Origin of the sequence: Methylocaldum szegediense (genome assembly GCF_949769195.1) — a bacterium.
GTDB lineage: Bacteria > Pseudomonadota > Gammaproteobacteria > Methylococcales > Methylococcaceae > Methylocaldum > Methylocaldum szegediense.
The window spans coordinates 4,317,805-4,342,217 of sequence record NZ_OX458333.1 but is presented as its reverse complement, the minus strand read 5'-3'; the positions used below and the strand labels follow the sequence as shown (position 1 = coordinate 4,342,217).

The 24,413-nt window shown below is 56.8% G+C and carries 22 protein-coding genes and 1 pseudogene; 13 read left to right on the top strand and 10 right to left on the bottom strand.

Annotated features, from left to right (window positions below; genetic code table 11):
* Nucleotides 1-8 precede the first annotated feature (8 nt).
* Together QEN43_RS18965 and QEN43_RS18960 are read right to left on the bottom strand one after the other, a co-directional pair.
* Nucleotides 9-995 carry an NAD-dependent 4,6-dehydratase LegB gene (locus QEN43_RS18965; protein WP_317963505.1) on the bottom strand — a complete coding sequence of 329 codons (987 nt, stop codon included), beginning with the start codon at nt 993-995 and terminating at the stop codon, nt 9-11.
* Between the two features lie 163 nt (nt 996-1,158).
* Nucleotides 1,159-2,076, bottom strand: a pseudogene (locus QEN43_RS18960) (transposase).
* An 80-nt stretch (nt 2,077-2,156) separates the two neighbouring features.
* Between QEN43_RS18960 and QEN43_RS18955 the strand changes: the two are divergent.
* Nucleotides 2,157-4,754, top strand: a complete 2,598-nt coding sequence (locus QEN43_RS18955; protein ID WP_317963504.1) for a 6-hydroxymethylpterin diphosphokinase MptE-like protein — start codon at nt 2,157-2,159, stop codon at nt 4,752-4,754.
* A gap of 250 nt (nt 4,755-5,004) precedes the next feature.
* On the top strand, nt 5,005-5,316 hold the full coding sequence (locus QEN43_RS18950) for a hypothetical protein (protein WP_317963503.1): 312 nt from the start codon (nt 5,005-5,007) through the stop codon (nt 5,314-5,316).
* 112 nt (nt 5,317-5,428) lie between these two features.
* On the opposite strand, the gene fliT is transcribed toward QEN43_RS18950, so the two are convergent.
* From fliT to QEN43_RS18925, 5 genes are all read right to left on the bottom strand, one after another.
* Nucleotides 5,429-5,746 (bottom strand): flagellar protein FliT, encoded by a 318-nt coding sequence (gene fliT, locus QEN43_RS18945; protein WP_317963502.1) that lies wholly within the window; start codon nt 5,744-5,746, stop codon nt 5,429-5,431.
* Between the two features lie 8 nt (nt 5,747-5,754).
* Nucleotides 5,755-6,168 carry a flagellar export chaperone FliS gene (gene fliS / locus QEN43_RS18940; protein WP_317963501.1) on the bottom strand — a complete coding sequence of 138 codons (414 nt, stop codon included), beginning with the start codon at nt 6,166-6,168 and terminating at the stop codon, nt 5,755-5,757.
* A gap of 59 nt (nt 6,169-6,227) precedes the next feature.
* Nucleotides 6,228-7,613 (bottom strand): flagellar filament capping protein FliD, encoded by a 1,386-nt coding sequence (gene fliD, locus QEN43_RS18935; protein WP_317963500.1) that lies wholly within the window; start codon nt 7,611-7,613, stop codon nt 6,228-6,230.
* A 17-nt stretch (nt 7,614-7,630) separates the two neighbouring features.
* Nucleotides 7,631-8,038 carry a flagellar protein FlaG gene (locus QEN43_RS18930; protein WP_317963499.1) on the bottom strand — a complete coding sequence of 136 codons (408 nt, stop codon included), beginning with the start codon at nt 8,036-8,038 and terminating at the stop codon, nt 7,631-7,633.
* Nucleotides 8,039-8,102: 64 nt separating this feature from the next.
* Nucleotides 8,103-8,948: a flagellin N-terminal helical domain-containing protein gene (locus QEN43_RS18925; RefSeq protein ID WP_317963498.1), complete on the bottom strand. Its 846-nt coding sequence runs from the start codon at nt 8,946-8,948 to the stop codon at nt 8,103-8,105.
* Nucleotides 8,949-9,671: 723 nt separating this feature from the next.
* On the opposite strand from QEN43_RS18925, the gene QEN43_RS18920 reads away from it, so the two are divergent.
* The 5 genes from QEN43_RS18920 (at nt 9,672) to vapC (ending at nt 12,528) form a co-directional block, all read left to right on the top strand.
* Complete coding sequence (locus QEN43_RS18920; protein ID WP_317963497.1) at nt 9,672-9,935, top strand: type II toxin-antitoxin system Phd/YefM family antitoxin; 264 nt, start codon at nt 9,672-9,674, stop codon at nt 9,933-9,935.
* Complete coding sequence (locus QEN43_RS18915; protein WP_317963496.1) at nt 9,919-10,305, top strand: type II toxin-antitoxin system VapC family toxin; 387 nt, start codon at nt 9,919-9,921, stop codon at nt 10,303-10,305. The genes QEN43_RS18920 and QEN43_RS18915 overlap by 17 nt, the downstream gene beginning before the upstream one ends.
* 537 nt (nt 10,306-10,842) lie before the next feature.
* Complete coding sequence (locus QEN43_RS18910; RefSeq protein WP_317963495.1) at nt 10,843-11,787, top strand: transposase; 945 nt, start codon at nt 10,843-10,845, stop codon at nt 11,785-11,787.
* A 157-nt stretch (nt 11,788-11,944) separates the two neighbouring features.
* Nucleotides 11,945-12,118 (top strand): type II toxin-antitoxin system VapB family antitoxin, encoded by a 174-nt coding sequence (locus QEN43_RS18905; protein ID WP_317963494.1) that lies wholly within the window; start codon nt 11,945-11,947, stop codon nt 12,116-12,118.
* Nucleotides 12,119-12,120: 2 nt separating this feature from the next.
* Entirely contained in the window at nt 12,121-12,528 is a 408-nt protein-coding gene (gene vapC, locus QEN43_RS18900) for a type II toxin-antitoxin system VapC family toxin (RefSeq protein ID WP_317963493.1), read from the top strand.
* Nucleotides 12,529-12,621: 93 nt separating this feature from the next.
* Here the strand turns inward: vapC and QEN43_RS18895 are convergent, their stop codons facing one another.
* Nucleotides 12,622-13,326 carry a TMEM165/GDT1 family protein gene (locus QEN43_RS18895; protein ID WP_317963492.1) on the bottom strand — a complete coding sequence of 235 codons (705 nt, stop codon included), beginning with the start codon at nt 13,324-13,326 and terminating at the stop codon, nt 12,622-12,624.
* Nucleotides 13,327-13,338: 12 nt separating this feature from the next.
* Nucleotides 13,339-14,265: a ZIP family metal transporter gene (locus QEN43_RS18890; RefSeq protein ID WP_317963491.1), complete on the bottom strand. Its 927-nt coding sequence runs from the start codon at nt 14,263-14,265 to the stop codon at nt 13,339-13,341.
* A gap of 364 nt (nt 14,266-14,629) precedes the next feature.
* Here QEN43_RS18890 and surE point away from each other — a divergent pair, with 364 nt between their 5' ends.
* From surE to QEN43_RS18860, 6 genes are all read left to right on the top strand, one after another.
* Complete coding sequence (gene surE, locus QEN43_RS18885) at nt 14,630-15,385, top strand: 5'/3'-nucleotidase SurE (protein ID WP_317963490.1); 756 nt, start codon at nt 14,630-14,632, stop codon at nt 15,383-15,385.
* Nucleotides 15,382-16,041 (top strand): protein-L-isoaspartate(D-aspartate) O-methyltransferase, encoded by a 660-nt coding sequence (locus tag QEN43_RS18880; protein ID WP_026609820.1) that lies wholly within the window; start codon nt 15,382-15,384, stop codon nt 16,039-16,041. Before surE ends, QEN43_RS18880 begins: the two co-directional genes overlap by 4 nt.
* A 37-nt stretch (nt 16,042-16,078) precedes the next feature.
* Nucleotides 16,079-16,693 (top strand): DedA family protein, encoded by a 615-nt coding sequence (locus QEN43_RS18875; protein ID WP_026609819.1) that lies wholly within the window; start codon nt 16,079-16,081, stop codon nt 16,691-16,693.
* A complete protein-coding gene (locus QEN43_RS18870) occupies nt 16,690-17,886 on the top strand; it encodes an iron-containing alcohol dehydrogenase (protein WP_317963489.1) in 1,197 nt (398 codons plus the stop codon). Before QEN43_RS18875 ends, QEN43_RS18870 begins: the two co-directional genes overlap by 4 nt.
* Nucleotides 17,887-17,893: 7 nt before the next feature.
* Nucleotides 17,894-20,572 carry a bifunctional acetate--CoA ligase family protein/GNAT family N-acetyltransferase gene (locus tag QEN43_RS18865; RefSeq protein WP_317963488.1) on the top strand — a complete coding sequence of 893 codons (2,679 nt, stop codon included), beginning with the start codon at nt 17,894-17,896 and terminating at the stop codon, nt 20,570-20,572.
* Nucleotides 20,573-20,640: 68 nt separating this feature from the next.
* Complete coding sequence (locus QEN43_RS18860) at nt 20,641-22,950, top strand: Tex family protein (protein ID WP_026609816.1); 2,310 nt, start codon at nt 20,641-20,643, stop codon at nt 22,948-22,950.
* A gap of 423 nt (nt 22,951-23,373) precedes the next feature.
* Here the strand turns inward: QEN43_RS18860 and QEN43_RS18855 are convergent, their stop codons facing one another.
* A complete protein-coding gene (locus QEN43_RS18855) occupies nt 23,374-24,273 on the bottom strand; it encodes an alpha/beta hydrolase (RefSeq protein ID WP_235726551.1) in 900 nt (299 codons plus the stop codon).
* Nucleotides 24,274-24,413: the final 140 nt, after the last annotated feature.

Below are 24,413 nucleotides of genomic sequence, written 5' to 3'. Positions count from 1 at the left end.
AATCACCGTTAAATGTTGTAGATGTCAGGCTTGTAAGCCTTGAGATGAGACGGATCGGTGAACCAGGCAATGGTGCGGCGCAAGCCCTCGCGAAGATCCACTTGAGGTTTGAAACCCGTCAAGGCGTGCAGTTTGCGGTTATCGCAACGCAACCGAAACACCTCGGATCGCGATGGGCGCTCCCGCTGCTCATCGTGGACCAGTTCGGCACCCCCTCCCATAAGCTCGTTGATCAAAGCGAAAGTCTCGCTGATAGAAATTTCCGTGTTCGAGCCGATATTGATCGTTTCGCCATTCACATCCTCGGCATCAGCGATCGCCAAAAAACCGCGGCAGGTGTCATCCACATAGTTGAAATCCCGTGTAGGCGTCACATCGCCCAGCTTGATCCGCCGGTATCCGTGAGCGATTTGGCTGATGATAGTGGGGATCACCGCCCGCGCTGATTGGCGTGGACCATAGGTATTGAAAGGCCTCGCAACGGTCACCGGAAGGCCGAAGGCATGGTAGAAACTCAAGGCAATTTGGTCGGCGGCAATTTTCGAAGCGCTATAAGGGGACTGCGGCTGCAACGGATGCTTTTCGTCGATGGGAACATACTGAGCCGTGCCATAAACTTCACTCGTGGATGTATGAATCACCCGTTTGACGCCGGCTTCCAGCGCAGCCTGACAAATATTCAGCGTTCCCTTGACATTGGTATCGATGTAGCTGTCCGGAGCACGGTAGGAGTAAGGTATGGCGATAAGCGCCGCCAAATGGAATACGCTATCCACCCCTCGAAGCAATTGCCGGCAGAAATGGGGATCACGTATGTCTCCGGTAACGACATCGACGGCTGACAAACAGGATATGTCTTCCAACCACCCCCAGCTGTTGAACGAATTGTACTGAGCCAAGGCTCTGACCCTGTACCCTCTCGATACCAGTTGCTCCACCAAGTGAGAGCCGATAAACCCATCGCCCCCAGTCACAAGCACTGTCTGTTCGGTCATATTCCTCACATGCGGCCCGACACAAGCTGGATTTAGTCTAGTTCAGGACCCACCTGTTGACAATGGGGCACCTCGAAAAACCCGTGATTTTCAATGAACCTAGCCACAGAGCAACGCTCTTGACCGAAACCGTCCCAAATTCCACAACAAATTGCTGCATTTTTCAGCAGCCTCGCCCGTTTTTCACCCCGAATCGCCGTGGGCAGCGGCCATTCGGCCCATTTCGGCCCCTATGCGGGCACGATGATGCCGCCCTCAAGCAGTACGCCAGCCGCTTCAGGCTGTAGCACGCGGCCATAGTCGTCATGGCAAAGTAGGCGCGCGTCTGGCCAAGGGTGCGAATCCGCTTGCCGCCCATCTGCGCAATCGCCGCAAACACGTGTTCGACCCGCGCGCGAGTCTTGACAATGTGACGGTTGCGTCCCTGCTGGGTTTCGGACAAGCGCTTGTTCCAATACCCTTTGCGTTGTATCCGGTCGCGGTAGCCCTTTGCTTTCAGCCAGGCCGCCCGCTTCTCGGACGGATAGCTCCGGTCGGCGGACACATCCCGGCTCGTGTCGGCCGGGCCCATGACCGCCTCGAAGTGCCGGCTGTAGTGCGTGCCGGCGGTATCCGTAACGATCTTGCGGATGACCTTATGCCGCTTGTAGACGCTCACCGAGAGCTTGTAGCCAAAGCGGCTCTGGCCATGCTTCTCGGTCCAGCTGGCATCCAGGTCTTTCTGGCGGCGCTTGGCCGACTTGCGGTCGGCGGGCATGGCACCCTCTTTGAGCTGTTCCTTGTCGTCCCGGGTACCAGCGTGGCGTTGATGATCTGGCCGCCGCGGGCAATGAAGCCCTTCTTCAGCAGTTGCGCGCCAACGCCATCGAATCGGGGAGGTCGTACAAGCGCTTCAACGCCAGGATGCGCACCATGGTTTCGGTGGGCAACGGCGGCCGGCCGCCTTGGGGGCTGACCGGGCGCGGGGCGATGCGGTCGACGTCTTCGGCCAGAGCGGACCGCCCAGCTTGTCGAGAGTCTGTTTGTGAGGCTGGTCGGCAAACAGGTCGGTCTTGACGGCCCCGCGCTTCGTCCTGTTCATCGCGGTCGGGTCAAAGATACGAATCAAATGGCAGGAATCTTACCTCAACGGGATCAGGCAGGTGTTTTTCGAGGTGCCCTATGTTGACTATAATTTTCGAGTCACCTTCTACGGGCGGCTCGCTAATGTCCTCCGACGGTTTGTTCCCATCCCCTCAGCTTCCTTTCGATAGCTTTACACAGAACGCCTTCGGCGATCGCTATCTTTACCAAGTCAATCGTGAAGCCTTCAACAAGGTCGGCGCTTCGGCCGTATTCGCCGCCTTTTTCGGTGAAAGTCTTTTCCACCAAAACACCCTCCATGTCGTGGTTGGCACGGACTCGGGCCTGCTTTTGCGCCATATTGCGCAAAAAGGCGTCCCTACGGGCTCCCGTTACTTATTCATCGAGCTTCCGCACATTCTTGCGGCGCTGGAATCCGAGGGTGTACTTGGCATGCTCGGCGAACGGGGTGTCTGTGTGACCGTGGGTGAATGGTTAAGCAAGGCCCATGAATTCAAGATCGAGGAATATTTTTACATCGGCGGCGTGGAATTCTGGCAGTCCATCGCCGCGCGCGAAGCCAGAATTCCGGATTATGCTGAGATCGTCTGGTCGGTGGAAGCCGGCCTCATTAAGCTCCGCTGGGCTGTTTCCGCCGCACTTGGTAGCGAAGGCTTTACGGCCTGCCAGATGGACAATTTGGCGGAAAATCTCGTGCCGGCATCGGTGCTGAAAGACGCTTTTCGGGGAAAAACGGCCGTATTGCTCGCTGGCGGTCCTTCCCTCGATGCGTGCTTGCCCTGGTTGGAAGAGCACCGCAATCGCGTGGCCGTATTGGCCGTATCCCGGATTGCCCGGCGCCTTCAGGAAGCCGGAGTCACGCCGGACATTGTATTCACCGTAGACCCTACGGAAATGAGCTTCGATGTCAGCAAGGAGATGCTGGAATTCGACGAACACGTCATTCTGATTCATGCGTATCATGCAAGTCCCCTGCTGATTGGCCAGTGGCGCGGCATGAGTTTTTACCTGGGCGATTTACTGCCCTGGAAATCCCCTTTGAATCCGCCATCCTTGCCTCATCCAGGCCCGACGGTAACCAACACTGCCCTATCGGTAGCTCAGGCCCTCGGCTTTTCCCGAATCATCCTGGGCGGTGTCGATCTCTGTTTCAGTCGAGACGGATATACGCACGCCAAAGGCAGTAATGAACATGCAGTGGGGCCAAGGTTCGATCTCAGCCCGATTAAAGTCGAAACCAACGGCGGCTGGCAAGCCAATACGACCGCCGACTTCGCCGAGGCCGCCATAAGCTTGGCAATGCAAGCGGTCCAGATCTCCAGGTCAGGTTGCGAAATCGTCAATCCGTCCGCCGCCTCGGCAAGGATGGAAGGCATCGCCTACCGGCCATTGACGGAAATTCAAGTCCATTCCGCCGCTTTCAGCGTCTGGGATATCGTTCGACAGCGTGTCGAGCCCCCTACCCCGGAGATCCGCCAGCGGCATTATCAAAAGGTTTTAACAGAACTCGCCAAGGCCATTCACCAGATCAAAGCCATCCGAGATTTGGCCGTAAAGGGTCTAGAATACAACCTCGGTATCTATGGAGAAGCTGATCCCCGTCGTGCGGTTAAAAATAAAATCCTTCTGGACCGGACCGAAAGAACGCTGAGGACCCGATACCGACAGTTCAGCCAGTTGACCAAGCGGCTGGGCATCCGCGATTTTCTCAAAATCACTCGTCCGTTCGAGGATGCGGAACTGGACGCCGAAAGCGCCAAAAAACTGGGAGCCGTTTATTACGAAGCCTATCGTGACGGCGCACAGCGCCTTCTGCAAATGCTTCGCAAGGCAGAACGGCGTCTCAATAGTCGCCTGGAAGAAGAAAAAGCGGAACCCGATTTTGACCGGATCTCCCAGCAATGGCGCGAGGATAAACAATATGGCCGTGCCAGGATTTGGCGTGCCCGACATGGTTCCGTTCCACTGTCCCCGACGCACCACAAAGAGCTCGAAAATCTGGAGCAACTTTACAGGGAAACTCTTACCGCCCCCGACAGTGCCCATCTGAAGCGCGCGAAGCACCATTCCAGCCTGTCCGCGGCTCAAAAACGCGGACGAATCTTGCTGAAGAACCGGAAAACCAACGAATTGAGCGACCTCCTCAATAGCCTCGAGCACCATCCGGACAAGCAGGCAGCACTGGAGTATTGCCAGCTTATTTCGGCATACCTCGCCGAACTCAACGGCGATCATGAGGCGGCTATGGGCTTGCTGTACCCTATCGTTCAGAACAGGGAATCGCCGCTTTTGGAAGATGCCTTATTGCGGGTGCTCTCGATTAGCCTCGAAACCCATCAGGCTGAAAACGCGTGTTCAGCGCTCGAATGTTTGTCGCTGATTTCACCGGTTTACAAGCCGCAATATGCCGAGATGCTCAAACTGCTCGGTCGTCCGATCGATGCGGTGGATGTCTACAACGATTATCTGGCTGCATTTCCAGACCAAATCTATATCCAACTCAAGCTTGCCCGGCTCTACTTCGACATCGGCACTCCCGAGGCCGCTCGGATGATGCTGAACTACATATTGGAACGTATGCCCGAAAATGAATCGGCGTTAGCCTTGGCGGCCATGATCGACGGCGTCAACGTTGAAGGGGAAAGAGCAGGCGAACCGGTGCATTTCACATTTTAAGGAAACTCTGAACAAGTTGATTCCGTTCACGCCCTTCGACGGGCTCAGGAGAGCGTTCGACACGGCCCCGCCTGCCGCCTGCCTGTAGCAGGCAGGCCGCGCGGGCAGGCACAGCGAACGGAATCAATAGGTTACTGTTCATCCTGCCTGCTGCAGCATAGGTATCTACACATCTCTAAATTAGGTTAGATTTAGGCAGTATGCGGCTGATTTTCCTGACAAGCGGCTCAACCGCTGCTACGAGATTCTGGTGAAATCCCATCTGAACAGCACCAGCGAGCTTGCCGCTGGCGCAAAGGCCAAGGCCTTCGGCAGGCAAGCCTTTTCGCACACGCAAGCCCTGTGGCGTTTTCTGGCCAACGAGCGGGTGAGCCCGAAGGCGTTGTCGCAACCGTTGCTTGCGGCAGCGCACGAGGCGGTGGCGGCCGAGGCCGGGCCGTGGGTATTGTGTATTCACGATTGCTGCTGCAGGCAGGAGCCTGTCGAAGGACTTAATCAGAGCTTTCTTAAGGAAGCTCTGATTAAGTCTCCAATGGGAAAAGCGATCTGTGCAACTGATTGATCTAAAAGGCCCTCACCCAACCCTCTCCCAGCGGAGAGGGCCTATTCAGAGATTCCTTAAGTGCACCGCCGCAAGCCGAAAAAATTGAGCAGACTGCGAAAATCCCGATGATTTATAGCCGGTCATTTTCGTCGTACATGAGCACAGCCTGCTTGCCTTGATGCATACGGCCGAGTTGTTCGCCGATTGCGCGTTTCTTCATTTCAAGCAGGCGGGTAGACTCAGCGTCGACCGTCAGGATAGTTTCGATCATCTCCCTAACCGCTGCTTCTGATTCCTTGGCGGCTGGTTTCGAAAAAAAACTTTCGAGCGAAATTTGGCGACTCCTAAGCAACGCCTCTAGGCGTGCCAGTGATTCGTCGCCGTCCGCTTCGACAAGTTTGCGAAGTTCCAGGGTTTGCGCCAGCAGCGATTGAATTTTGCACAACACGTCCATAGTCAGCCGTGGCGCATATGGTGCAGTTCGTTTGGAATGGCATCCCACGCACTCTTGATTTCCCGCATGAGTCCGGCAACTTCATCCAATATCTGGGGCTGGTTTTCTTTATTGGCCACCAATAAGCGGCTCCGAATATAGTGATACATATTGCGAAGATTCTGCGCCAACTCTCCTCCTTTCTCCATGTCCAGCCCTTCCTCCAGTCCGCCTACGATGGCGATAGCCTTGGAAATATTCTCTCCTTTCACCGTAACATTCCCATATTTCATCGCTCCCTTGGCCGTATTGACGCGCGCTAGAAAACCTTCCATCAGCATTTGAATCAGGCGATGCGGAGAGGCATCGTTGATGCCGGCTTGCGCATTCACATTGGCGTATTCGTTTACAAATTGTCTTCGCGCGTACGCATTCATGACGATTCTCTATCTAATGTCTATTCAACCACGCTGTGAGATTGGTACGAGCATCTCGGTTATTTGAACCGTTGGGCCAGAAACGCACCGGTTGCGTTAAACTGCGCCACCATCGCATCCATTGCATTGAATTGTTTGAGTAGACTCGCCTCCAGCTTGTCCAATCGCAACTGCTGCGCTTCCCTGGCATTGCTGATCTCGCGAAGTGTTCCGTTTAAGCTTTGAGTACGGCTGTCCAGAGATCCCCCCGACTGCACGTAAGACGTTATCCGGCTGTCCAATCGCATCGCAACGCCGTCGCTGGAGGCAAAAACACTGGCGACCGTACTTACATTGACGGCCAACGCAGCCTCTAACTTGTCTTGCTTGAGCGACATAACCCCCGAGGCGTCGATTTCCACCCCTATCATCTGCAGGGTATTGTATTCCCCCGTCGCGGTGGTCACCGGATTGCCCATGTCGCTGCGCAGTTGGCTCTGAAGATTCCGCAACATGGAGTCGCCGAGCAACGATCCCGCCTCTTTGGATTGGGCATCGTAGCTTCCGAGGCTCCTGATCACCGAGCCAAGCTTGTTGTAGGCATCCACGAACTCGCCGACAGTTTTCGAAATCGCGCTCTTATCGAGACTCACCCCCACACTGACGGGCGTTCCCGGAGAAGCCGCCTTCAAATTCAGCGTCAACCCGTCAACGGCATCGGTGATGGTATTGCTCGGTCGGGTGACATCGAAGCCATTTATCTTGACCAGCGCGTCCTGAGCCACGGACGTTTCGAGCATATTGCTCGAGATCAACTGGGAGAGCCCCGTGGCGTCCGTATTATTCCCATCGTCGTCGGAGGCCGTGACCGTCAGCTCGTTCGTGGTTCCCGTGTTATTCGAGGTCAATACGAGACGCGAAACCGTTCCGCCGACTCCATCGTCCACATTGATAATCGATGCGGTTACACCTTTATTATCAGGCGCCGCATTGATGGCGTCCCGGATACCCGCCAACGAATTTTTTTCGGGGCCTATCGCGACCGAAAACGCATTGCTCGAGTCAGCGCCCAGCTGAATGGTCAACGTACCAGTCCCCACGACCGCGCTGGAGTTGGCGAAGCCGCTCCCGCCCGAAACCAATTGGTGTGCTTGCGCCAAGCGCTCTACCGATATCGAATAAGTACCGACCGCCGCCGAAGCGGCCGCGCTTACCGACAAGATCGATTCATTTGAGGAAGTAGCCGCATGCGTCTTGAACAAGTCGCTGTTTTTCAACTTGTTCACTACGCTCTTGAAGCTGGAAAGCGCGCCTTTGAGGCTACCCAAGGCGGATAAACGATCTTTGGCCACGGATTCACGTCTGTCCAGCAAGTCCTTTGCAGCCTTCCCTTCGGCAGCCACCAGTTGCTTTACCAAGCTATTGATGTCCAACCCGCTGCCTATCCCGGAAGATGTGATAGCCATAACACCACCTTTTAGAATCAAGCGGAATTTTTGAAAAGAAAGCCGATCTTGCTGCCCACTTCGTTTAACTGCTTGAGCATGGACAATACTTCCTCGGGCGGAATTTGCCGCACCACCTCGCCGCTATCCCTGTCCACCACCTTCATTACCATCGTCTGGGTGTCTTGATCGACTGAAAACTCCAGGTTCCGCTGAACCAACTGAATGAAGGCATTGGCGTGGACAACCACACGCTTGAGTTCCTCCGGCGAAACATTCTGATCCGCTGCATCGCGCTCCAAGGATGAGGTCTGCGCGCCCGAAGTAACCGTGCGGGCGACATTCTGGACGACCGCACTTTCATTCGCCGGTACCGGCTTCGCCGACTCATTGGCAAAAGCAGGCGGTGCCTGCGGTTTTATAGAAGATGTTACGCCGTTAATCATTGCGGTCTCCTCATCTGCAACGGACGCAGGCAGATGACTATCTGCCTACGTCCAATCAGCCAGATTACCTCAGTAATCCGAGTACGGCCTGCGGCGCCTGGTTAGCCTGGGCCAGCATAGCCGTGCCCGCCTGCTGGAGAATCTGTGCACGAGCCAGGTTTGAAGTTTCCGTGGCAAAATCGGCATCCATGATGCGCGAACGGGCGGCCTGCTGGTTTTCGATCGCTAATTGCAGGTAAGAGATAGTCGCCATGAAGCGGTTTTGAGCGGCGCCCAACTTGGATCGACCGTCGTCAATGGACTTGATGGCTTTATCAAGTATATCGATGGCAGAACCAACAACCGCCGACGTAGATGCACTGATTAAGACACTGCCCGCAATAACAGCCGATAAGCCGGACACCGTATTGAGGTTACTTACCGTTATTGAAATCTGGTTTGTGGGGTCTGTATTTGCACCAACCTGAAAGTTCGTTTTCGATAAGCTCCCAGCCAATATTTTTTTACCATTAAATTCGGTATTGTCGATGATGCGTTTAATTTCATCACCGAGTTGCTTGAATTCCGTTTGCAGCTTTTGCCTATCACCGGATGATACGGCACCGAAGTTCCTTGCCTGAACAGCCAGATCGCGCATCCGCTGCAGCAGATCGGTGATGTTGCCCATCGCCCCTTCCGCCGTTTGCGCCATGGAAATACCGTCATTGGCATTGCGCATCGCCACGGTCATGCCACGGATTTGAGAGGTCATGCCATCGGCAATGGCGAGCCCCGCCGCATCGTCCTTTGCGCTGTTCACACGCAGTCCGGAAGACAAACGCTCCATGGCGGTTTGCATTGCATACGTGGTTTTGCTCAGGCTGCGCTGAGCATTGATGGATGCCATGTTGGTGTTGATTACGCTGGTCATGTTCGTCGCTCCTCTTTTCAGGTTTTTACGATCGTCAAGCAGACTGATTAATCCGTCTGACTTAGTAATCGGCATCCGTTGGACAAAATTTAGCGAGCAGCCAAAAAAATTGCATTGTTGCTCGCAAGCCTTCGATTTCTCGAGGTTTCTCGAGAAGATGAACTCTCAGGATATTGCCGTCGGCCTTGGATATCGCCGTACCCCAAATAGGCCGCCTCGCCCCATCGCCGCCTACGCACGGCGCAACGAGACGCTTTACGAGGTGTTTGAAGGCGCACGACTATCGTCATCGGCACGATGGACCATGCTGCCCGAATTGCGGTTACGGGGATAACACCGCGGAATAAGGAAATGGGCCGGAGCAAGCCGACCGAATGAAAAAACTGGGTCTAAAACTGAAACTGGGTCAGGCTTTGGTGAAAACTGGGTCAGGCTTTGGTATTTTGATTACGAAAAGGAACGCACTCCTTTTCTCCTCCGTGCAGCTTCCTTACATAAAAAGCACGCAGTCCGTATCTGTCTTCGAATACTGGAAAATAGTGTGCCCTACGGACTGTGTAAGCCTGATCTACCAGGAAGTATCACAGAAGGCGCGAAGAGACGAAGATTTCGAGCGTCTGCGGGACTAGTTGAGCAGTCACCACTTCTGTCATCCAAAGACACCCTATCAACTCATGCCAAAAGAGACTAAACTAGGTTGGTCTGTTTTTTGAAGGTTCGACTATGCAAACCATTAATCTCTTCGAAGCGAAAACCCATTTCTCCAAGCTGATCGACCAGATTGCTTCCGGCAAGGAAAACGAGTTTGTGATCTCCCGCAATGGCAAACCGGTCGCCCGCGTCGTTCCTATCGCCAAGGCGGAAACTTCGCGCCGTATTGGAATTGCCAAAGGCGAATTCACCATCCCCGAGGACATCGATCAAAGCAATCAAGAGATCGCTCGGTGGTTCAACGGCGAGACATCCGACGATGCGCCTCTTGCTTGACACCCAGGTAGCCTTGTGGGCATTGACGGACGATCCCCGCCTGACCGAAAAAGCACGCCGCCTGATTTTGGATCCAAACTGTGAAATACATGTCAGCGTGGCTTCGCTCTGGGAGATCGCCATCAAACATCAACTCGGACGCGGCGACATGCCCGTATCGGGCGCCCGTGCCGCGGAGCTTTTCGAATGCGCGGGTTACCTGCAATTGCCCATTCTGGGCATCCACGCAACTGCGGTGGAATCCCTGCCCGCTATTCACAACGATCCCTTCGACCGCATTCTTATCGCCCAGGCACTCACTGAACCCATGCGGCTGGTGACGCATGATCGGACTGTGACACGCTATAGCGATACGGTTGTTTTCGTTTGAGTTTGATATACAGTGCGTCAAGAAAGAAATGCCAGTGTCACCCGTCATTCCGGCAGGGATTGCCGGAATCCAGAGGCCAAGGATGGCGAGGCGTCTACATCCCTGTAACCTGGGCCCCGGCATTCCGTGCCGGGGTGACGATATGGCTTTACTTTCGTTACGAACAGAGTAAGCGGGTCAGGCTTTGGTGTTTTGATTAAGAAAGGGAACACTGTCCTTTTCTCCTCCGTGCCGGTTCCTTAAGGAAACTCTGAACAAGTTGATTCCGTTCACGCCCTTCGACAGGCTTGTATGGTTTTAACGGCTTTTCCTGCATACTGGGAAGAGCTGGGGTGGAGAGACCTCGGCTTGCATCTGCCATCTTGAGTGGACAGACTTCACTGAGTTTTCTCCCACCCGCGCATTGATCGTCGATGAGGAATCCAGCGGCGCCCCAAGCTCCTGAGACGACCGCCGATTTGGACGCAAGCTGACGACCGTGCGCGTCCACCCAGCACTATCACGGTACCGGATCGGAGACCTGTCCTGTCAACCGTTTTGAACATCGGTGTCGATGTCGCCAAAACTGAGATCGTTGTCGCCTGTGCTGAAGGCACCTGGCCGGTGAAGTCCCTCCCCAACGAGAAGAACGCACTCCTCGCTTGGCTCAACACCTTGCCTCCGGGCAGCCGCCTCGGCCTCGAAGCCACGGGCAGCTATCACGAAAGGCTCGCCGATCTGGCCCATGCCCACGGCTTCACCGTGTTGCTGTTGAATCCCAAGGATACCCGCTATTACGCGAAAGCGATGGGACAACGGGGCAAGACCGATCGGGTGGATGCCCGTTTGATCGCCCGTTTGGTCGCGCATGAACACCCGCACTTGATCCCCTATACGCCCCCCACCGCCGAGCAGCGCCGCCTGACGCGGCTCATCCAACGGCGCGCCAAGCTGGTCACCGTTCAGGGAACACTCCGACAGACCCTGCAGGGGGTGGCTGATTTTCAGGCGGACCTGAACGCTCTCCTGCAGCACCTGGATCAGTTGATCGCCCGCATCGATGCGGAACTCAAACGCTTGATGACGCTGCAGCCCGAGCGTCAAGCTGCTTACCGGCGCTTGCAAACCATCGTCGGCGTCGGCCCTTTGGTCGCTGCAGGCTTGCTCAGTCTCCTCGAGCGGGTACCGTTTACTCACGGTGATGCCTTCATCGCCTTCCTCGGTCTCGACCCACGCCCTAAGGACTCGGGCCGGCGGGTGGGGCGTCGGCGTTTGTCCAAGCGCGGACCGAGCGAGTTGCGACGATTGCTCTACAACGCCGCTTCATCCGCCAGCAAATCCAAACTCTGGAAACCGTGGTATGAGTACTACCGAGGTAAAGGGCTTTCGAGCACCGCTGCACTGGTCGTGATCGCCCGCAAGATCGCGCGCATTGCGTTTTCTCTGTATCGCCACAACACCAGCTTCGATCCTTCACGGCTCGCAATCGGCAGCTTGACATGAACCATAGAATCTCAGAAGAGCGTTCGACAAGCTCACCGCGAACGGAATCAATAGGTTACCGTTCGTCCTGAGCCCTTCGACAAGCCTGTCCTGAGCTTGTCGAAGGGCTCAGGACAGGCCTGTCGAAGGACTTAATCAGAGCTTCCTTAACGACGAATTGGTCAAAGAGGCTTTCAAGTATTCCAATGGCAAGACCAAGCGCGAACTGGTCGAGCGGGCACTCCAAAAGTTCGTGGCCAATCGAAAACGGAAGGACGTTCGGGACTTGATCGGTACGGTGGAAATTGACCCGAACTACGATTACAAGAAACTGCGCACCGAGCAGAACTAAGCATGTATTTGGTGGATACTTCGGTATGGATCGATCTTCTACGGCAAAGCGAAAATCGCGCAACGGAACAGTTCCGCCGAATACTGGACGGTGGCGTACCGTACGGGCTGTGTAGCCTGATCTACCAGGAAGTATTACGGGCGGCGCGCAGAGACGAAGATTTCGAGCGTTTGCAGGAGTACTTGAGCAGTCAGCGCTTCTATCATCCCAAAGACACTCTATCAACTTATGCCGAAGCCGCTCGCATTTATTTTCGATGCCGGCGAGAGGGCATTACGATCCGCTCGACTGCCGATTGTCTAATCGCTCGGATAGCTATCGAACATGACCTGATTCTTTTGCACAACGATAGGGATTTTGAGCAAATCGCAGATGTGGCAGATGTGGTAAAGGATTTGAATCTGGCCTGACCAGATTGCAGACGATGTGGTTCACTGTACTCGTCGCATAAAACAGCTTGGCTTAACCGGCAGTCCCGGCCGAAAAGACGCCGGCTGCCGCCGTTACGAAGACAGTTCTCGAATTGTGGAGACGAACTGATCGAAGCTGCTTTGTAGCCAGCCCCACAATTCCTCTGGCACGATTCTGAGTGCGGCAAAAACCGCAAATCCCAGAAACAACAAACCGCTGGCGATATGCAGAGCTCGTTGAGGAATTTTTCGCAGCCATGTGGCTCCCGCCCAAATGCCCAAGGCGGACGTCATGCCTAAAGCCAAGGTCGCGCCGAGCCAGATCGGCACGGGCGGAGCCGCCGCACCTAAACCCGCGACCGCAAGCTGGGTTTTATCGCCGAACTCGGCGAAGAAAATCATCAGGAAGGTCGTCAAAAAGATTCCGTGGCCGCTTTTCGCCTCGACCACCTCGCCTTCTTCTTCCTTAAAAAGCAAGGCTTTCAGGCCGAACGCCGCAAACAAGACGGTTACGATCAGGGACACCAAGGATTCGGGCAACCAGCGGGCGGCCGCCGCCCCGAACGACACGGCGATCAGGTTCAAGACCGCGAACGCTAGCACCGCACCCAACAGAATGGGCCAGTGCCGATGGCGGGCCGCCAGGGTCATGCATACCAGTTGGCTTTTGTCGCCGAACTCGGCCGCCGCGACCAGGACAAACGCGGTGCCGGACGATGTCCACACCTTTGCCCAGTCGATCGCCGGCAGGCTTCGACCAAGCCACACCCCCGCTTCATAAATCAGATTGCAAGCCACAGGTTCGGATACTCAGGTCGTGATCAGATTGTCCAAAATCATCATGACGATAAAGCCGAACATCAGCGCGAAGGTCGCATAACGGGCTTTGCCCCGGGATTGGGTTTCGGGAATGATGTCGTCGCTGATGACGAACAGCATGGCTCCCGCGGCGAAGGCCATACCAATCGGCAACAACGGCAGAAACATCGTCACCGCGGCAACGCCGAAAAAGCCGCCGACCGGCTCGATCAAACCCGTCAACGTGGCAATCAGCACCGCCTGCTGTCGTCGATAGCCCAAAGCCACCAGCGGCATCGCCACCGCCAGGCCTTCCGGGATATTCTGCAAACCGATGGCGATCGCCAAGGCTGCGCCGTTGTGCCAGTCGCCGGAACCGAAACTGACGCCGACCGCCATGCCCTCCGGAAGGTTGTGCATGACGATCGCGGCGATGAAGAGCCAAATCTTTCGCAACGAGTCGAAGGTTTCTCCGCTCTCGCCCAGAAACCGCTCATACGGCAGCCAACTGTCCGCCAACACCAGAAAAATCGCACCGATCAAGACCCCGGCCGCAACCACGTACACGCCGAGACCCGGCCACAGCTGATTGCCGGCCTGGATGCCCGGAACGATAAGCGAGAACGCCGTGGCTGCCAGCATCACGCCGGCGGCTCCGCCCAGCATCAGATAAAGGGTCCTGCTCGAAACATCCTTGAACAGTAGAGCGGGCAAGGCACCGAATCCCGTGGCCAATCCAGCCAGAATGCTGGCGAAGGCCCCCATGGCGATGATCGGGTCGACAAAGAAATAAATTGCGACCAGAAATAAGGTCGTTAGAAACGTGATCGAGCTGACCAGACTCAATTTTTGAGCCAACGGCGGCAGGCGAACGTATTTTTGATAGAGGACGCTGGCGCGAAACTTCTCGCACAGCATGTTCAGACCTTGCGAGTTCATCGGATGAAATCCTTGGTGAGGTAAGTTCGAATGGACCATATCTATACATTTTTCTTGCCGTCATTCCGGCAGGGATTGCCGGAATCCAGGGCACAGGGATGTGATCCGCCTCTGCCATCCATGGCCTCTGGACCCCGGCAATCCCTGCCGGGGTGACGACTTCCATGACAATCTTGCAATCGTCGAGGATTCCTCAACCAGCGTCAAGGCAGAGTCAACGATGCCACGCCTCCTGCATTCCTAATGACTCATCGGCATTTGGAGCCGATGTACCCGCCAATCGTCAGCCAACGTCCGTCGCAGCCGATGCGCCGACTGGCCCGATTCTTGTGTAAAATGGTCAATGAAAGGGGGAGCATGCCTGATGCATATATTGTTGAGTAACGACGACGGTTATTCCGCCCAAGGACTGATCGCCTTGGCAAATGCGCTGGGGCAACGGGCGCGACTGACAGTTGTTGCCCCCGAACGAAACCGCAGCGGAGCGAGCAATTCGCTAACCTTGGACAGACCTTTGCGCGTCAGCCAAACCGAAAGCGGCTTCATCAAAATCGACGGCACGCCCACCGATTGCGTGCATTTGGCTATTACCGGACTGTTGCACGAGGAACCGGACATGGTGTTCGCCGGCATCAATCACGGCTCCAACCTGGGGGATGATGTGATCTACTCCGGTACCGTGGCGGCCGCCACCGAAGGGCGTTTTTTAGGGCTTCCGGCGGTCGCGATCTCGTTGGCGTCGAGCACACCGCAGCATTTCGAAACTGCTGGCCAGGTCGCCCTCACCTTGCTCAAACAAATCCAGGAACACCCTTTGCCGGCCGATACGATATTGAACGTCAACGTCCCCGATGTTCCACTGCGGGAGATCCGCGGTTTCCAATCCACCCGCCTGGGTCAGCGGCACAAGGCGGAGCCGGTGATCCGAACGACCGACCCGCGGGGACGCGAAATCTACTGGATCGGATCCGCCGGTCCGGAACAAGATGCCGGACCGGGCACCGACTTCTACGCCGTACGTCACAACTACGTCTCCGTCACGCCTTTGCAGATCGATTTAACCCGTTACGAAAGTCTTCAGCGTTTGGCCGATTGGCTTCCGCGCGAGGTTATTACATGAACCGTCGTCTTCAGGGTATCGGCATGACTTCCCGCAGAACGCGGGAACGCATGGTCAGCCGTTTGAAGGAACAAGGCATCAGCAATCCGTCCGTGCTCTCGGTCATGCTGGAAACGCCGCGGCATATTTTCGTCGAAGAGGCTTTCGCCAGTCGCGCCTACGAGGACACGGCCCTGCCGATCGGATTCGGCCAGACCATCTCCCAACCTTATATCGTGGCTCGCATGACGGAGTTGCTGCTGGAAAAAGGCCCGTTGGACAAGGTGCTGGAAGTCGGCACCGGCTCGGGCTATCAGACCGCCGTATTGGCGCAACTCGTCAGACGGGTTCATTCGGTGGAACGCATTTACCCGCTTCAGCAACGCGCCCGTCGCTGCATTCAGGATCTTCATTTGCGCAACGTGCGCATGAAACATAGTGACGGCGGTTGGGGCTGGGAGGATTACGCGCCCTATGACGGCATCATCGTCACCGCCGCACCGCCGGAATTGCCTCAGCCGCTGCTGGATCAGATGGCACGGGGCGGAGTCATGGTGATACCCATCGGCGACGGACGCGAACAATTTCTGCAGCGGATCACACGCACGGAAGTCGGGTTCGAGGCGGAAATCATCGAACCGGTCAGCTTCGTGCCACTGCAAGCCGGATTGATTTGATAAACAGCGCTTTTCCTCCTTCTCTTAAGGAACTCCCATGCATGAACTGATCGACTGGCTGGTTTCGACCATCGGCGCCATGGGCTACACGGGAATTTTTCTGCTCATGGCCATGGAAAGCTCGGTTATCCCTATCCCCAGCGAAATCGTCATGCCTCCCGCGGGCTACCTGGCTCAACAAGGTAAGATGGACTTGACCCTAGTGATCCTCAGCGGAACGCTGGGAAGTCTGGTCGGGGCTTACGCCAACTATTTCGTCGCACGCTGGCTGGGGAGACCGCTCCTGATCAAATACGGCAAATATGTCTGGATTACCGAGGAGCACTTCCAGCGCGTGGAGAAATTTTTCCTGACGCACGGCGAAATCTCCACCTTCATCGGGCGTCTTCTGCCCGTAGCGCGACATCTGATCTCATTGCCGGCCGGCCTCGCAGGCATGAATCATGTCAAGTTCACCGTGTACACGTTGCTCGGTGCGGGGATCTGGGTGTCAGTACTCAGCTGGATCGGCTATTTCATCGGCGAAAACCAGGAACTGGTCGCACGCTATTCGGAACATGCGGTTATCGACGTGATCCTATTCAGCATAGTCCTGGTTGGAATCTATATCGTGATTCAGCGCCGCAAGGCGCGCAGCCGGATACCGTCATGACTATTCCTGCATTCTCGATTTCCCGCCTGCCCCGCATTCTTTTCGGTTCCGGCCAGTTGGCGGAACTGCCTAAACTTGCTCGCTCTTACGGTGAAAAAGCGCTGCTCGTCACTGGAGTACGCTCCTTCCGGGCATCGCCGCGCTGGACCCGGCTAACAGCGAGCTTGGCCGAACTGGGCATGAGCTTCGAACACATGACCGTCAGCGACGAGCCGACACCGCAGCTCGTGGACGGTGCCGTCGCCGCCTTTCGCGGCCAGCACATCGACCTGGTCGTCGCGATCGGCGGCGGCAGCGTTCTGGACGCTGCCAAGGCTATTGCCGGACTCCTGCCCCACGGCAATTCGGTCATGGATCATCTCGAAGGCGTCGGCCGCAACATTCCGTACACAGGGCCGGCCACGCCTTTCATCGCCGTACCGACAACCGCCGGCACCGGCAGCGAAGCGACCAAAAATGCGGTCTTGAGCGTGCGCGGCGAACAGGGCTTCAAGAAGTCGTTCCGGCACGAGTGTCTGGTTCCCGAATACGCGATCGTCGACCCCGATCTGCTGGCGACCTGCCCACCCGATCTCATCGCCGCCGACGGCATGGACGCGTTCACGCAGTTATTAGAATCGTACGTTTCCGCTCGCGCCAATCCGATGACCGACGCCCTTGCGAAAAGCGGAATGGAAGCCTTTCGCGACGGCTTCTTCGCGGCCCTCCAAGGAGGCGACAACGAGGAAGCCCGAGCCGGGCGCAGCGCCATTGCGTACGCGTCGCTCATGTCCGGCATCACCCTGGCTCAGGCGGGCTTGGGCTCCGTGCACGGGCTCGCCGCGCCACTAGGCGCCTTTTATCCGATCCCGCATGGCCTCGCTTGCGGCACGTTGCTGGCCGAAGCCACGGCTGTCAATGTCCACGCGCTGCAGGAGAGAGCTCCGGAACATCCCGCTTTGAAGAAATACGCCGGCGTCGCCGAACTCCTGACGGGCCATAGCTTCAAAACCCAGATGGAAGCTTGCAACGCTCTAGTCGCACACTTGCATAACTGGACCGAACGGCTGGCGCTGAAGCGCCTCGGTCATTTCGGTGTGGAACCTGCGCATGTTCCTAAGATCGTCGCCAATGCCCGCGGCACCAGCATGCAGACCAATCCGGTCACGCTTACCGACGGCGAAATCGGAGAAATCCTCCTCAACCGAATCTGAGGCCGATATGGCGCGCCATTACCTCGAACATTTGTTCAGCCCGAAGTCCATTGCTGTGTTCGGGGCTAGCGAACTGCCCGATTCGGTCGGCGCGCGGATCTACCAAAATCTCTTGGACGGCGGCTTCCAAGGCCCCATCTACCCGATCAATCCCAAGTATCAACGGATCCGGGATCAGGTATGTTTCGCCTCCATCGGAGAAGTCAAGGAACACGTAGATCTCGCGGTTATCGCAACGCCGGCCGCCACCGTGCCTTCTATCATCCGCGCTTGCGGCCAGGAAGGGGTCAAAGCCGCCATCGTGATTTCGGCGGGATTCGGAGAACAGGAAGGCGACGGCCGGATGCTGGAGCGAGCCTTGCTGGAAGAAGGCAGGCGCTATGGGCTCCGGATACTCGGCCCCAACTGCCTGGGACTGATGCGCCCTTCGGTCGGCCTCAACGCCACCTTCAGCAATAATGTCGCGGAGCCGGGTTCGCTTGCCCTGGTCTCCCAGTCGGGCGCCCTTTGCACGGCGATCCTGGATTGGGCGAGCGCCCACCGTATCGGTTTTTCGACCATGGTGTCCTTGGGCGCTGGCGCCGATGTTACCTTCGGGGACATCCTTGATTACCTCGCCCTCGATCCCGAGACGCGCAGCATCCTGATGTACGTGGAAGGCGTGCGAGATGCGCGGCGCTTCATGAGCGGATTGAGGGCCGCGGCTCGCATGAAGCCAGTGATCGTGATCAAGGCTGGCCGCCATGCAGAAGGCTCCCGTGCGGCCATGTCGCATACCGGCGCGCTGGTCGGTTCGGACGACGTGTTCGATGCCGCGCTGCAAAGGGCCGGCGTGGTCCGGGCCACCACCATCGAACAGCTATTCGCCGCCGCCCAGCTCCTCGCAACCCAGCACCGCGTTCGAGGCAACCGCCTGGCGATCATCACCAACGCCGGAGGCCCCGGGGTGATGGCAACCGACCGGGCCGTCGAACAAGGCATACAGCTCGCCGAACTTGGAGCAGCGACCTTCGACAAGCTGAACGCGATTCTCCCCAAACAATGGTCGCACAATAATCCCGTCGATATCCTTGGCGACGCCACCCCGGAACGGTATGGGGCGGCCGTCGAAATCTGTCTTGGCGACGAGAATGTAGATGGCGCTCTGGTACTGCTTACGCCTCAGGCCATGACCGATCCCACGAAAGCGGCCGAAGCTGTCATTCGCGCCGCCGAGCCTTCCGATAAGCCGGTCCTCGCCTGCTGGCTGGGCAAAACCCAGGTACAGGAGGGACGCGATCTATTTGCAAGACATCAAATTCCGACTTTCTCGAATCCCGAGAGCGCCATAGAAGCATTCGGTTATCTGACAGAGTATCACCGAAATCAGCAAATACTGATGCAGGTGCCGGGACCCTTGAGCTCGCACCGGCCGCCCGATCTGACCGGCGCCCGACTCATCATCGAAGGCGCTTTGGCCGAACGGCGGACGCTCTTGTCCTCGCTCGAGACCCGAGCCGTTCTGCGTGCCTTCGACATCCCGGTACCACCGGCTTTAAACGCCCATTCGCCCAACGAGGCCCTTTCGGCGGCCGAATACCTAGGGTTTCCGGTCGCGCTGAAAATCCTGTCGCCGGACATCACCCACAAGTCCGATGTCGATGGCGTCCGGCTCAACATCAACAATGCCCAGACCGTGCGGAACGCCTATAACGATCTGGTAGCGGCAGTACATGCTCGGAGACCGGATGCCCGGATTGAGGGTGTTACCGTCGAAAAAATGTACCGTAACCGCAATGGCCGCGAATTGCTCGTGGGAGTAGTCGACGACCCGATTTTCGGCCCTGTCGTGAGTTTCGGCGCCGGCGGTACGGCGGCGGAAATTCTCCGGGATCGAACGGTCGCCCTGCCCCCGCTCAACGAACACATTGCCCAGACGAGAATAAACGAGACCCGGGTCGCTCGGCTGCTCGGACCGTTCCGCAATCTTCCGCCGGTCAATCGGGACGCGATCGTGCACGTGCTGTTGCGGCTTTCGGAAATGGTTTGCGAGCTCCCCGAAATCAAGGAATTGGACATCAACCCGCTAGTCGCCGATGATCAGGGGGTACTCGCCCTGGATGCCCGGATCATAGTTCATGAGCCGCAGCCGGGGCTCCGTCGTTACGGACACATGGCGGTTCACCCCTACCCTAGCCATCTGGTCAGACAGTATCAGCTTGCCGACGGCACCAATATCACGATCCGACCAATCCGTCCCGAAGACGCGGCACTTGAACAGCGATTCGTAAAACAACTTTCCCCCGAGGCCAGGTTCTTCCGCTTCATGAATGCCCTGCAGGAGCTGAGTCAGGACATGTTGATCCGGCTGACTCAACTGGATTATGACCGCGAGTTGGCGCTTGTCGCCGTTATTGATTCCGGCGTCGAGGAAATTGAGCTCGGTGTGGCGCGTTATTTCACCAATCCAGACGGCGAAACCGCTGAGTTTGCCGTGGTGGTTGCTGATGAATGGCAGCGCCGCGGACTCGGTACGCGGCTGATGTCCTGCCTGTTCGACGCCGCTCGCGAGAAGGGGCTCAAATCTTTCCGCGGCGAGATTCTGGCGGACAACGTCAAGATGCTCGGCCTCATGCGAAGGCTGAACTTCACCTGCCATACCAAGACCGACGACCCCACGATCGTCATCGCCGAAAAGCCGCTGTAATTCTGTCGGCGGGGTTTTGGAAATATTTGCGAATACTAAAGTTCCTTTTTTGTTTTTGAGGTTTGTCGATGAACATCATCGCCCGTATCGCTGAAGAACTCGGCGTCAGAGAAAGACAGGTCCAAGCCGCAGTGGACCTGCTGGACGAAGGAGCCACGGTACCGTTTATCGCGCGCTACCGCAAAGAAGCGACGGGCGGATTGGACGACACCCAGCTCAGAACTCTGGAAGTTCGGCTGGCTTATCTCCGCGAACTCGAGGACCGCCGGCAGACCATTCTGGACAGCATCCGCGAACAGGGCAAGCTGACGCCTGAACTGGAACAAGCCATTCTCGCCGCCGATACCAAGACCCTGCTGGAAGACCTTTACCTTCCGTACAAACCCAAACGGCGTACCAAGGCCCAGATCGCACGCGAAGCGGGGCTCGAACCGCTAGCCGATGCCCTGCTCGGCGATCCGTCCCTGGTGCCCGAGAGCGAAGCCGAGAAATACGTCGATGCCGATAAAGGTGTTCCCGACGCGGCAGCGGCTCTTGAAGGAGCACGGCAAATCCTCATGGAACGCTTCGCCGAACATGCCGGGCTTTTGGCCGATCTGCGCGAGAGGATTTGGAACGAAGGCATACTCGCCTCGACGGTTGTCGAGGGGAAGGAACAGGCCGGCGCGAAGTTTCGGGATTATTTCGACTTCGCCGAGCCCATCGCGAAAATTCCTTCCCACCGCGCCTTGGCCTTGTTCCGGGGACGTAACGAGGACGTGCTGGACCTGGTCTTGAAAGTCGGCAAGGATGAAGATGCCGCTCATAAAGCCGCAGAAAGCCTGATCGCGCGGACCTTCGGCATCGCCGGCAAAGGACGGCCTGCGGACCGCTGGCTAGCCGACACGGTGCATTACGCCTGGAAAGTCAAAATCCTGACCCGCATCGACCTCGACCTCAAGCAACGCTTACGCGAAGCGGCCGAAGCCGAGGCAATCCAAGTTTTCGCCAAGAACCTCAAGGATTTGCTGCTCGCGGCCCCGGCCGGTCCCCGTACCACCATGGGCCTTGACCCGGGATTGCGTACCGGCGTTAAAGTCGCAGTGGTGGACCAGACCGGCAAGCTGCTGGAAACGGCAACGATTTATCCCCACCAGCCGCAAAATCAGTGGGATCAATCGATCGCGACCCTGGCCCGGATGATCGCCCAATACGAAGTGGAACTGGTCGCGATAGGCAACGGTACCGCCTCCCGCGAGACCGACCAATTGGTCGGCGATCTCATCAAACGCCACCCCGAGCTGCATATCACCAAAGTCATGGTGTCGGAAGCAGGAGCGTCGGTTTATTCCGCATCCGAGCTGGCCGCCAAGGAATTCCCGGATCTCGACGTCTCGTTGCGCGGCGCCGTCTCGATCGCCCGCCGCCTGCAGGATCCTTTGGCCGAACTGGTGAAAATCGAACCCAAGGCCATCGGCGTCGGCCAGTATCAGCACGACGTGAACCAGTCGCAGCTCGCCAAAAGCCTCGATGCGGTGGTCGAGGACTGCGTGAACGCAGTTGGCGTCGATGTGAACACGGCTTCTGTTTCTCTGCTCCGTTATGTCTCCGGACTGTCCCAGACCATCAGCCAGAACATCGTCGAGTACCGAAACCGGAACGGGGCGTTTAATAGCCGCGAAGAACTCAAGAAAGTACCGCGCCTCGGCGAAAAAACTTTCGAACAAGCAGCCGGATTTCTCCGCATCATGAACGGAACCAACCCGCTCGACGCCTCAGCCGTTCATCCGGAAGCCTATCCGGTGGTGGAACGTATCATCAGAGATACCGGCAAGGACATCCGCGAATTGATCGGCAACGCGGCCTTCCTCCGCAGCGTCAATGCCGAGAATTACACCGACGAACGTTTCGGCCTTCCGACCGTCACCGACATCCTGAAAGAATTGGAAAAACCCGGCCGCGACCCGCGCCCGGAATTCAAGACCGCACAGTTCAAGGAAGGTGTGGACAAGATCGAGGATCTGAAACCCGGCATGATGCTCGAAGGCGTCGTCACCAACGTTACCAATTTCGGCGCTTTCGTCGACATCGGCGTGCATCAGGATGGCTTGGTCCACATCTCGCACCTGTCCGACAAATTCGTCAAGGATCCGCGCGAGGTGGTCAAGGCCGGCGATGTAGTGAAAGTGAAAGTGGTGGAAGTTGACGTACCGAGACGTCGCATCGGCTTGTCGATGAAAAAGGATGCGGCGGTGACCACGCCTGGTTCGGAGCGGAATTCTTCGCAGGACTCGAGTAGAAAAGTGGAACCGAGAGCCAAGAAACCGCGACAGGAACTACCTTCGAAACCGAAGGGCGTTATGGCAGAAGCCTTAGCCAAGGCAATGAGGAAAGGCTGACGGTCACGGAGATTTTCCGGCAGGACGGACTCCTCGCGACTTCCCGTCGCATACGGCAAGTTCCATTTTTCGGACAACCGGGAAATTTCCTTACAAGGTAGGCCGGGATAACCTGTCGTGAGCCGAGTTGAAAGGCCTGTCCTGAGCGCCGTCGAAGGGCTTGGGAGAGGCCTTTTAGAATGAACGATCTTCCAAGATAGGCTCCGAAACCTTTTTCACCTCATTGGTTTCAGACCGGAACGAGCAGAGCTCGACAATCCCTAGCCCATAAAACCTCACAGCGAGCCGCGATACCGGCACGGTTTGCCGGCCTATACCTCGAGCTCGCCATTCAAAAGACCGATCTAAAGAGCCTTTCTTGTAGAGCGTTCATGAGCTCGCCCGAACATCGGACGGCGTGGTTTCATCCGAACCTGGCGCTCTTCAATCCTTAAGGAAAGCCAGCATATTCCGTCTGTCTGCTCCGGACGGCAAAGGTTTTGAGCTATCCGCAACCCATGCCAAGATATCGGCCCAGGGTTTGGCCGCACCCAAATCCCTCAACAGCAAATGATAGCCTTGCTCGTAAAGGGCCACGCGAGCGCTTCCGGTTTTCGACAATTTCTTCAGCATCACGGACACTGGCTCTTTGGGAATCACTTGATCGCGTTCACCGTAGAGCACCAAAACATCCTTATTCAGCTTGTCTACTCGCGCAAGAGCCTCGTCCATAAGATTCACCAGACCATAGATCGTATCGACGCGAGTCTCTTTGATGACTAGCGGATCTCGTCCGAGTCCGCGCAGCATTTCGATATTATCCGAAGGAAGAATCCCGAGGCTTTCTCCGGTCAACTGAAGCCAGGGCACGGTACTCACCGTGATCGAAAGCAAGGCCCGTTGATACCACGGCATGGTATCCCTGCCCCACACCGCCGGTGCCGAAAGAATAATTCCGTCTGCCATGGGAGGCCGTTCCGACGTCATCGCGACGATAGCTACGGCGCCGCCCATGCTCTCACCGAGTACGTAAAGCGGTCTGCCCGGATGGTTCTTACCGACGAGGCGCGTGAACTGCCTCAAATCATCAACATAGGCGTCCATCCCTGCCCAAAGCCCTCTACCGGGAGAGTTTCCGAATCCTCTCTGATCATAGGCGTACAACGCGATCCCGTGTTCGCTCAGATAGCGACCAGGCATGGCGAAGGCGTTGCTGTAATCGTTGAAACCGTGGAGCGCTACGATTACAGCTTTGACGTCACCGCTTTTAGGCAACCAGGATCGTACCGGCAACACGGCGCCGTCGGTAGCAACAAAATGGGCTTTGTGAAGCTGCGGTTCCACGCGTTCCGGTCCAGGAGGACGGACGAGCGGCGTACAACCACCTAGCAACAGGCATGGAAAGAGCACGAAGCAAGACAAACGAAGGGTTTTTAGTGTCATGACAGAAACGACGAATGATGGACCAATCCTAATTATGACCT

Bases quoted from the DNA above. Each gene is read 5' to 3' on its own strand.
- QEN43_RS18925 (WP_317963498.1), bottom strand. From the start codon at position 8,948: ATGACCAGCGTAATCAACACCAACATGGCATCCATCAATGCTCAGCGC.
- QEN43_RS18860 (WP_026609816.1), top strand. From the start codon at position 20,641: ATGAACATCATCGCCCGTATCGCTGAAGAACTCGGCGTCAGAGAAAGA.
- QEN43_RS18865 (WP_317963488.1), top strand. From the start codon at position 17,894: ATGGCGCGCCATTACCTCGAACATTTGTTCAGCCCGAAGTCCATTGCT.
- vapC (WP_317963493.1), top strand. From the start codon at position 12,121: ATGTATTTGGTGGATACTTCGGTATGGATCGATCTTCTACGGCAAAGC.
- fliD (WP_317963500.1), bottom strand. From the start codon at position 7,613: ATGGCTATCACATCTTCCGGGATAGGCAGCGGGTTGGACATCAATAGC.
- QEN43_RS18890 (WP_317963491.1), bottom strand. From the start codon at position 14,265: ATGAACTCGCAAGGTCTGAACATGCTGTGCGAGAAGTTTCGCGCCAGC.
- QEN43_RS18915 (WP_317963496.1), top strand. From the start codon at position 9,919: ATGCGCCTCTTGCTTGACACCCAGGTAGCCTTGTGGGCATTGACGGAC.
- QEN43_RS18880 (WP_026609820.1), top strand. From the start codon at position 15,382: ATGAACCGTCGTCTTCAGGGTATCGGCATGACTTCCCGCAGAACGCGG.
- surE (WP_317963490.1), top strand. From the start codon at position 14,630: ATGCATATATTGTTGAGTAACGACGACGGTTATTCCGCCCAAGGACTG.
- QEN43_RS18965 (WP_317963505.1), bottom strand. From the start codon at position 995: ATGACCGAACAGACAGTGCTTGTGACTGGGGGCGATGGGTTTATCGGC.
- QEN43_RS18955 (WP_317963504.1), top strand. From the start codon at position 2,157: ATGTTGACTATAATTTTCGAGTCACCTTCTACGGGCGGCTCGCTAATG.
- QEN43_RS18920 (WP_317963497.1), top strand. From the start codon at position 9,672: ATGCAAACCATTAATCTCTTCGAAGCGAAAACCCATTTCTCCAAGCTG.
- QEN43_RS18930 (WP_317963499.1), bottom strand. From the start codon at position 8,038: ATGATTAACGGCGTAACATCTTCTATAAAACCGCAGGCACCGCCTGCT.
- fliS (WP_317963501.1), bottom strand. From the start codon at position 6,168: ATGAATGCGTACGCGCGAAGACAATTTGTAAACGAATACGCCAATGTG.
- QEN43_RS18870 (WP_317963489.1), top strand. From the start codon at position 16,690: ATGACTATTCCTGCATTCTCGATTTCCCGCCTGCCCCGCATTCTTTTC.
- QEN43_RS18875 (WP_026609819.1), top strand. From the start codon at position 16,079: ATGCATGAACTGATCGACTGGCTGGTTTCGACCATCGGCGCCATGGGC.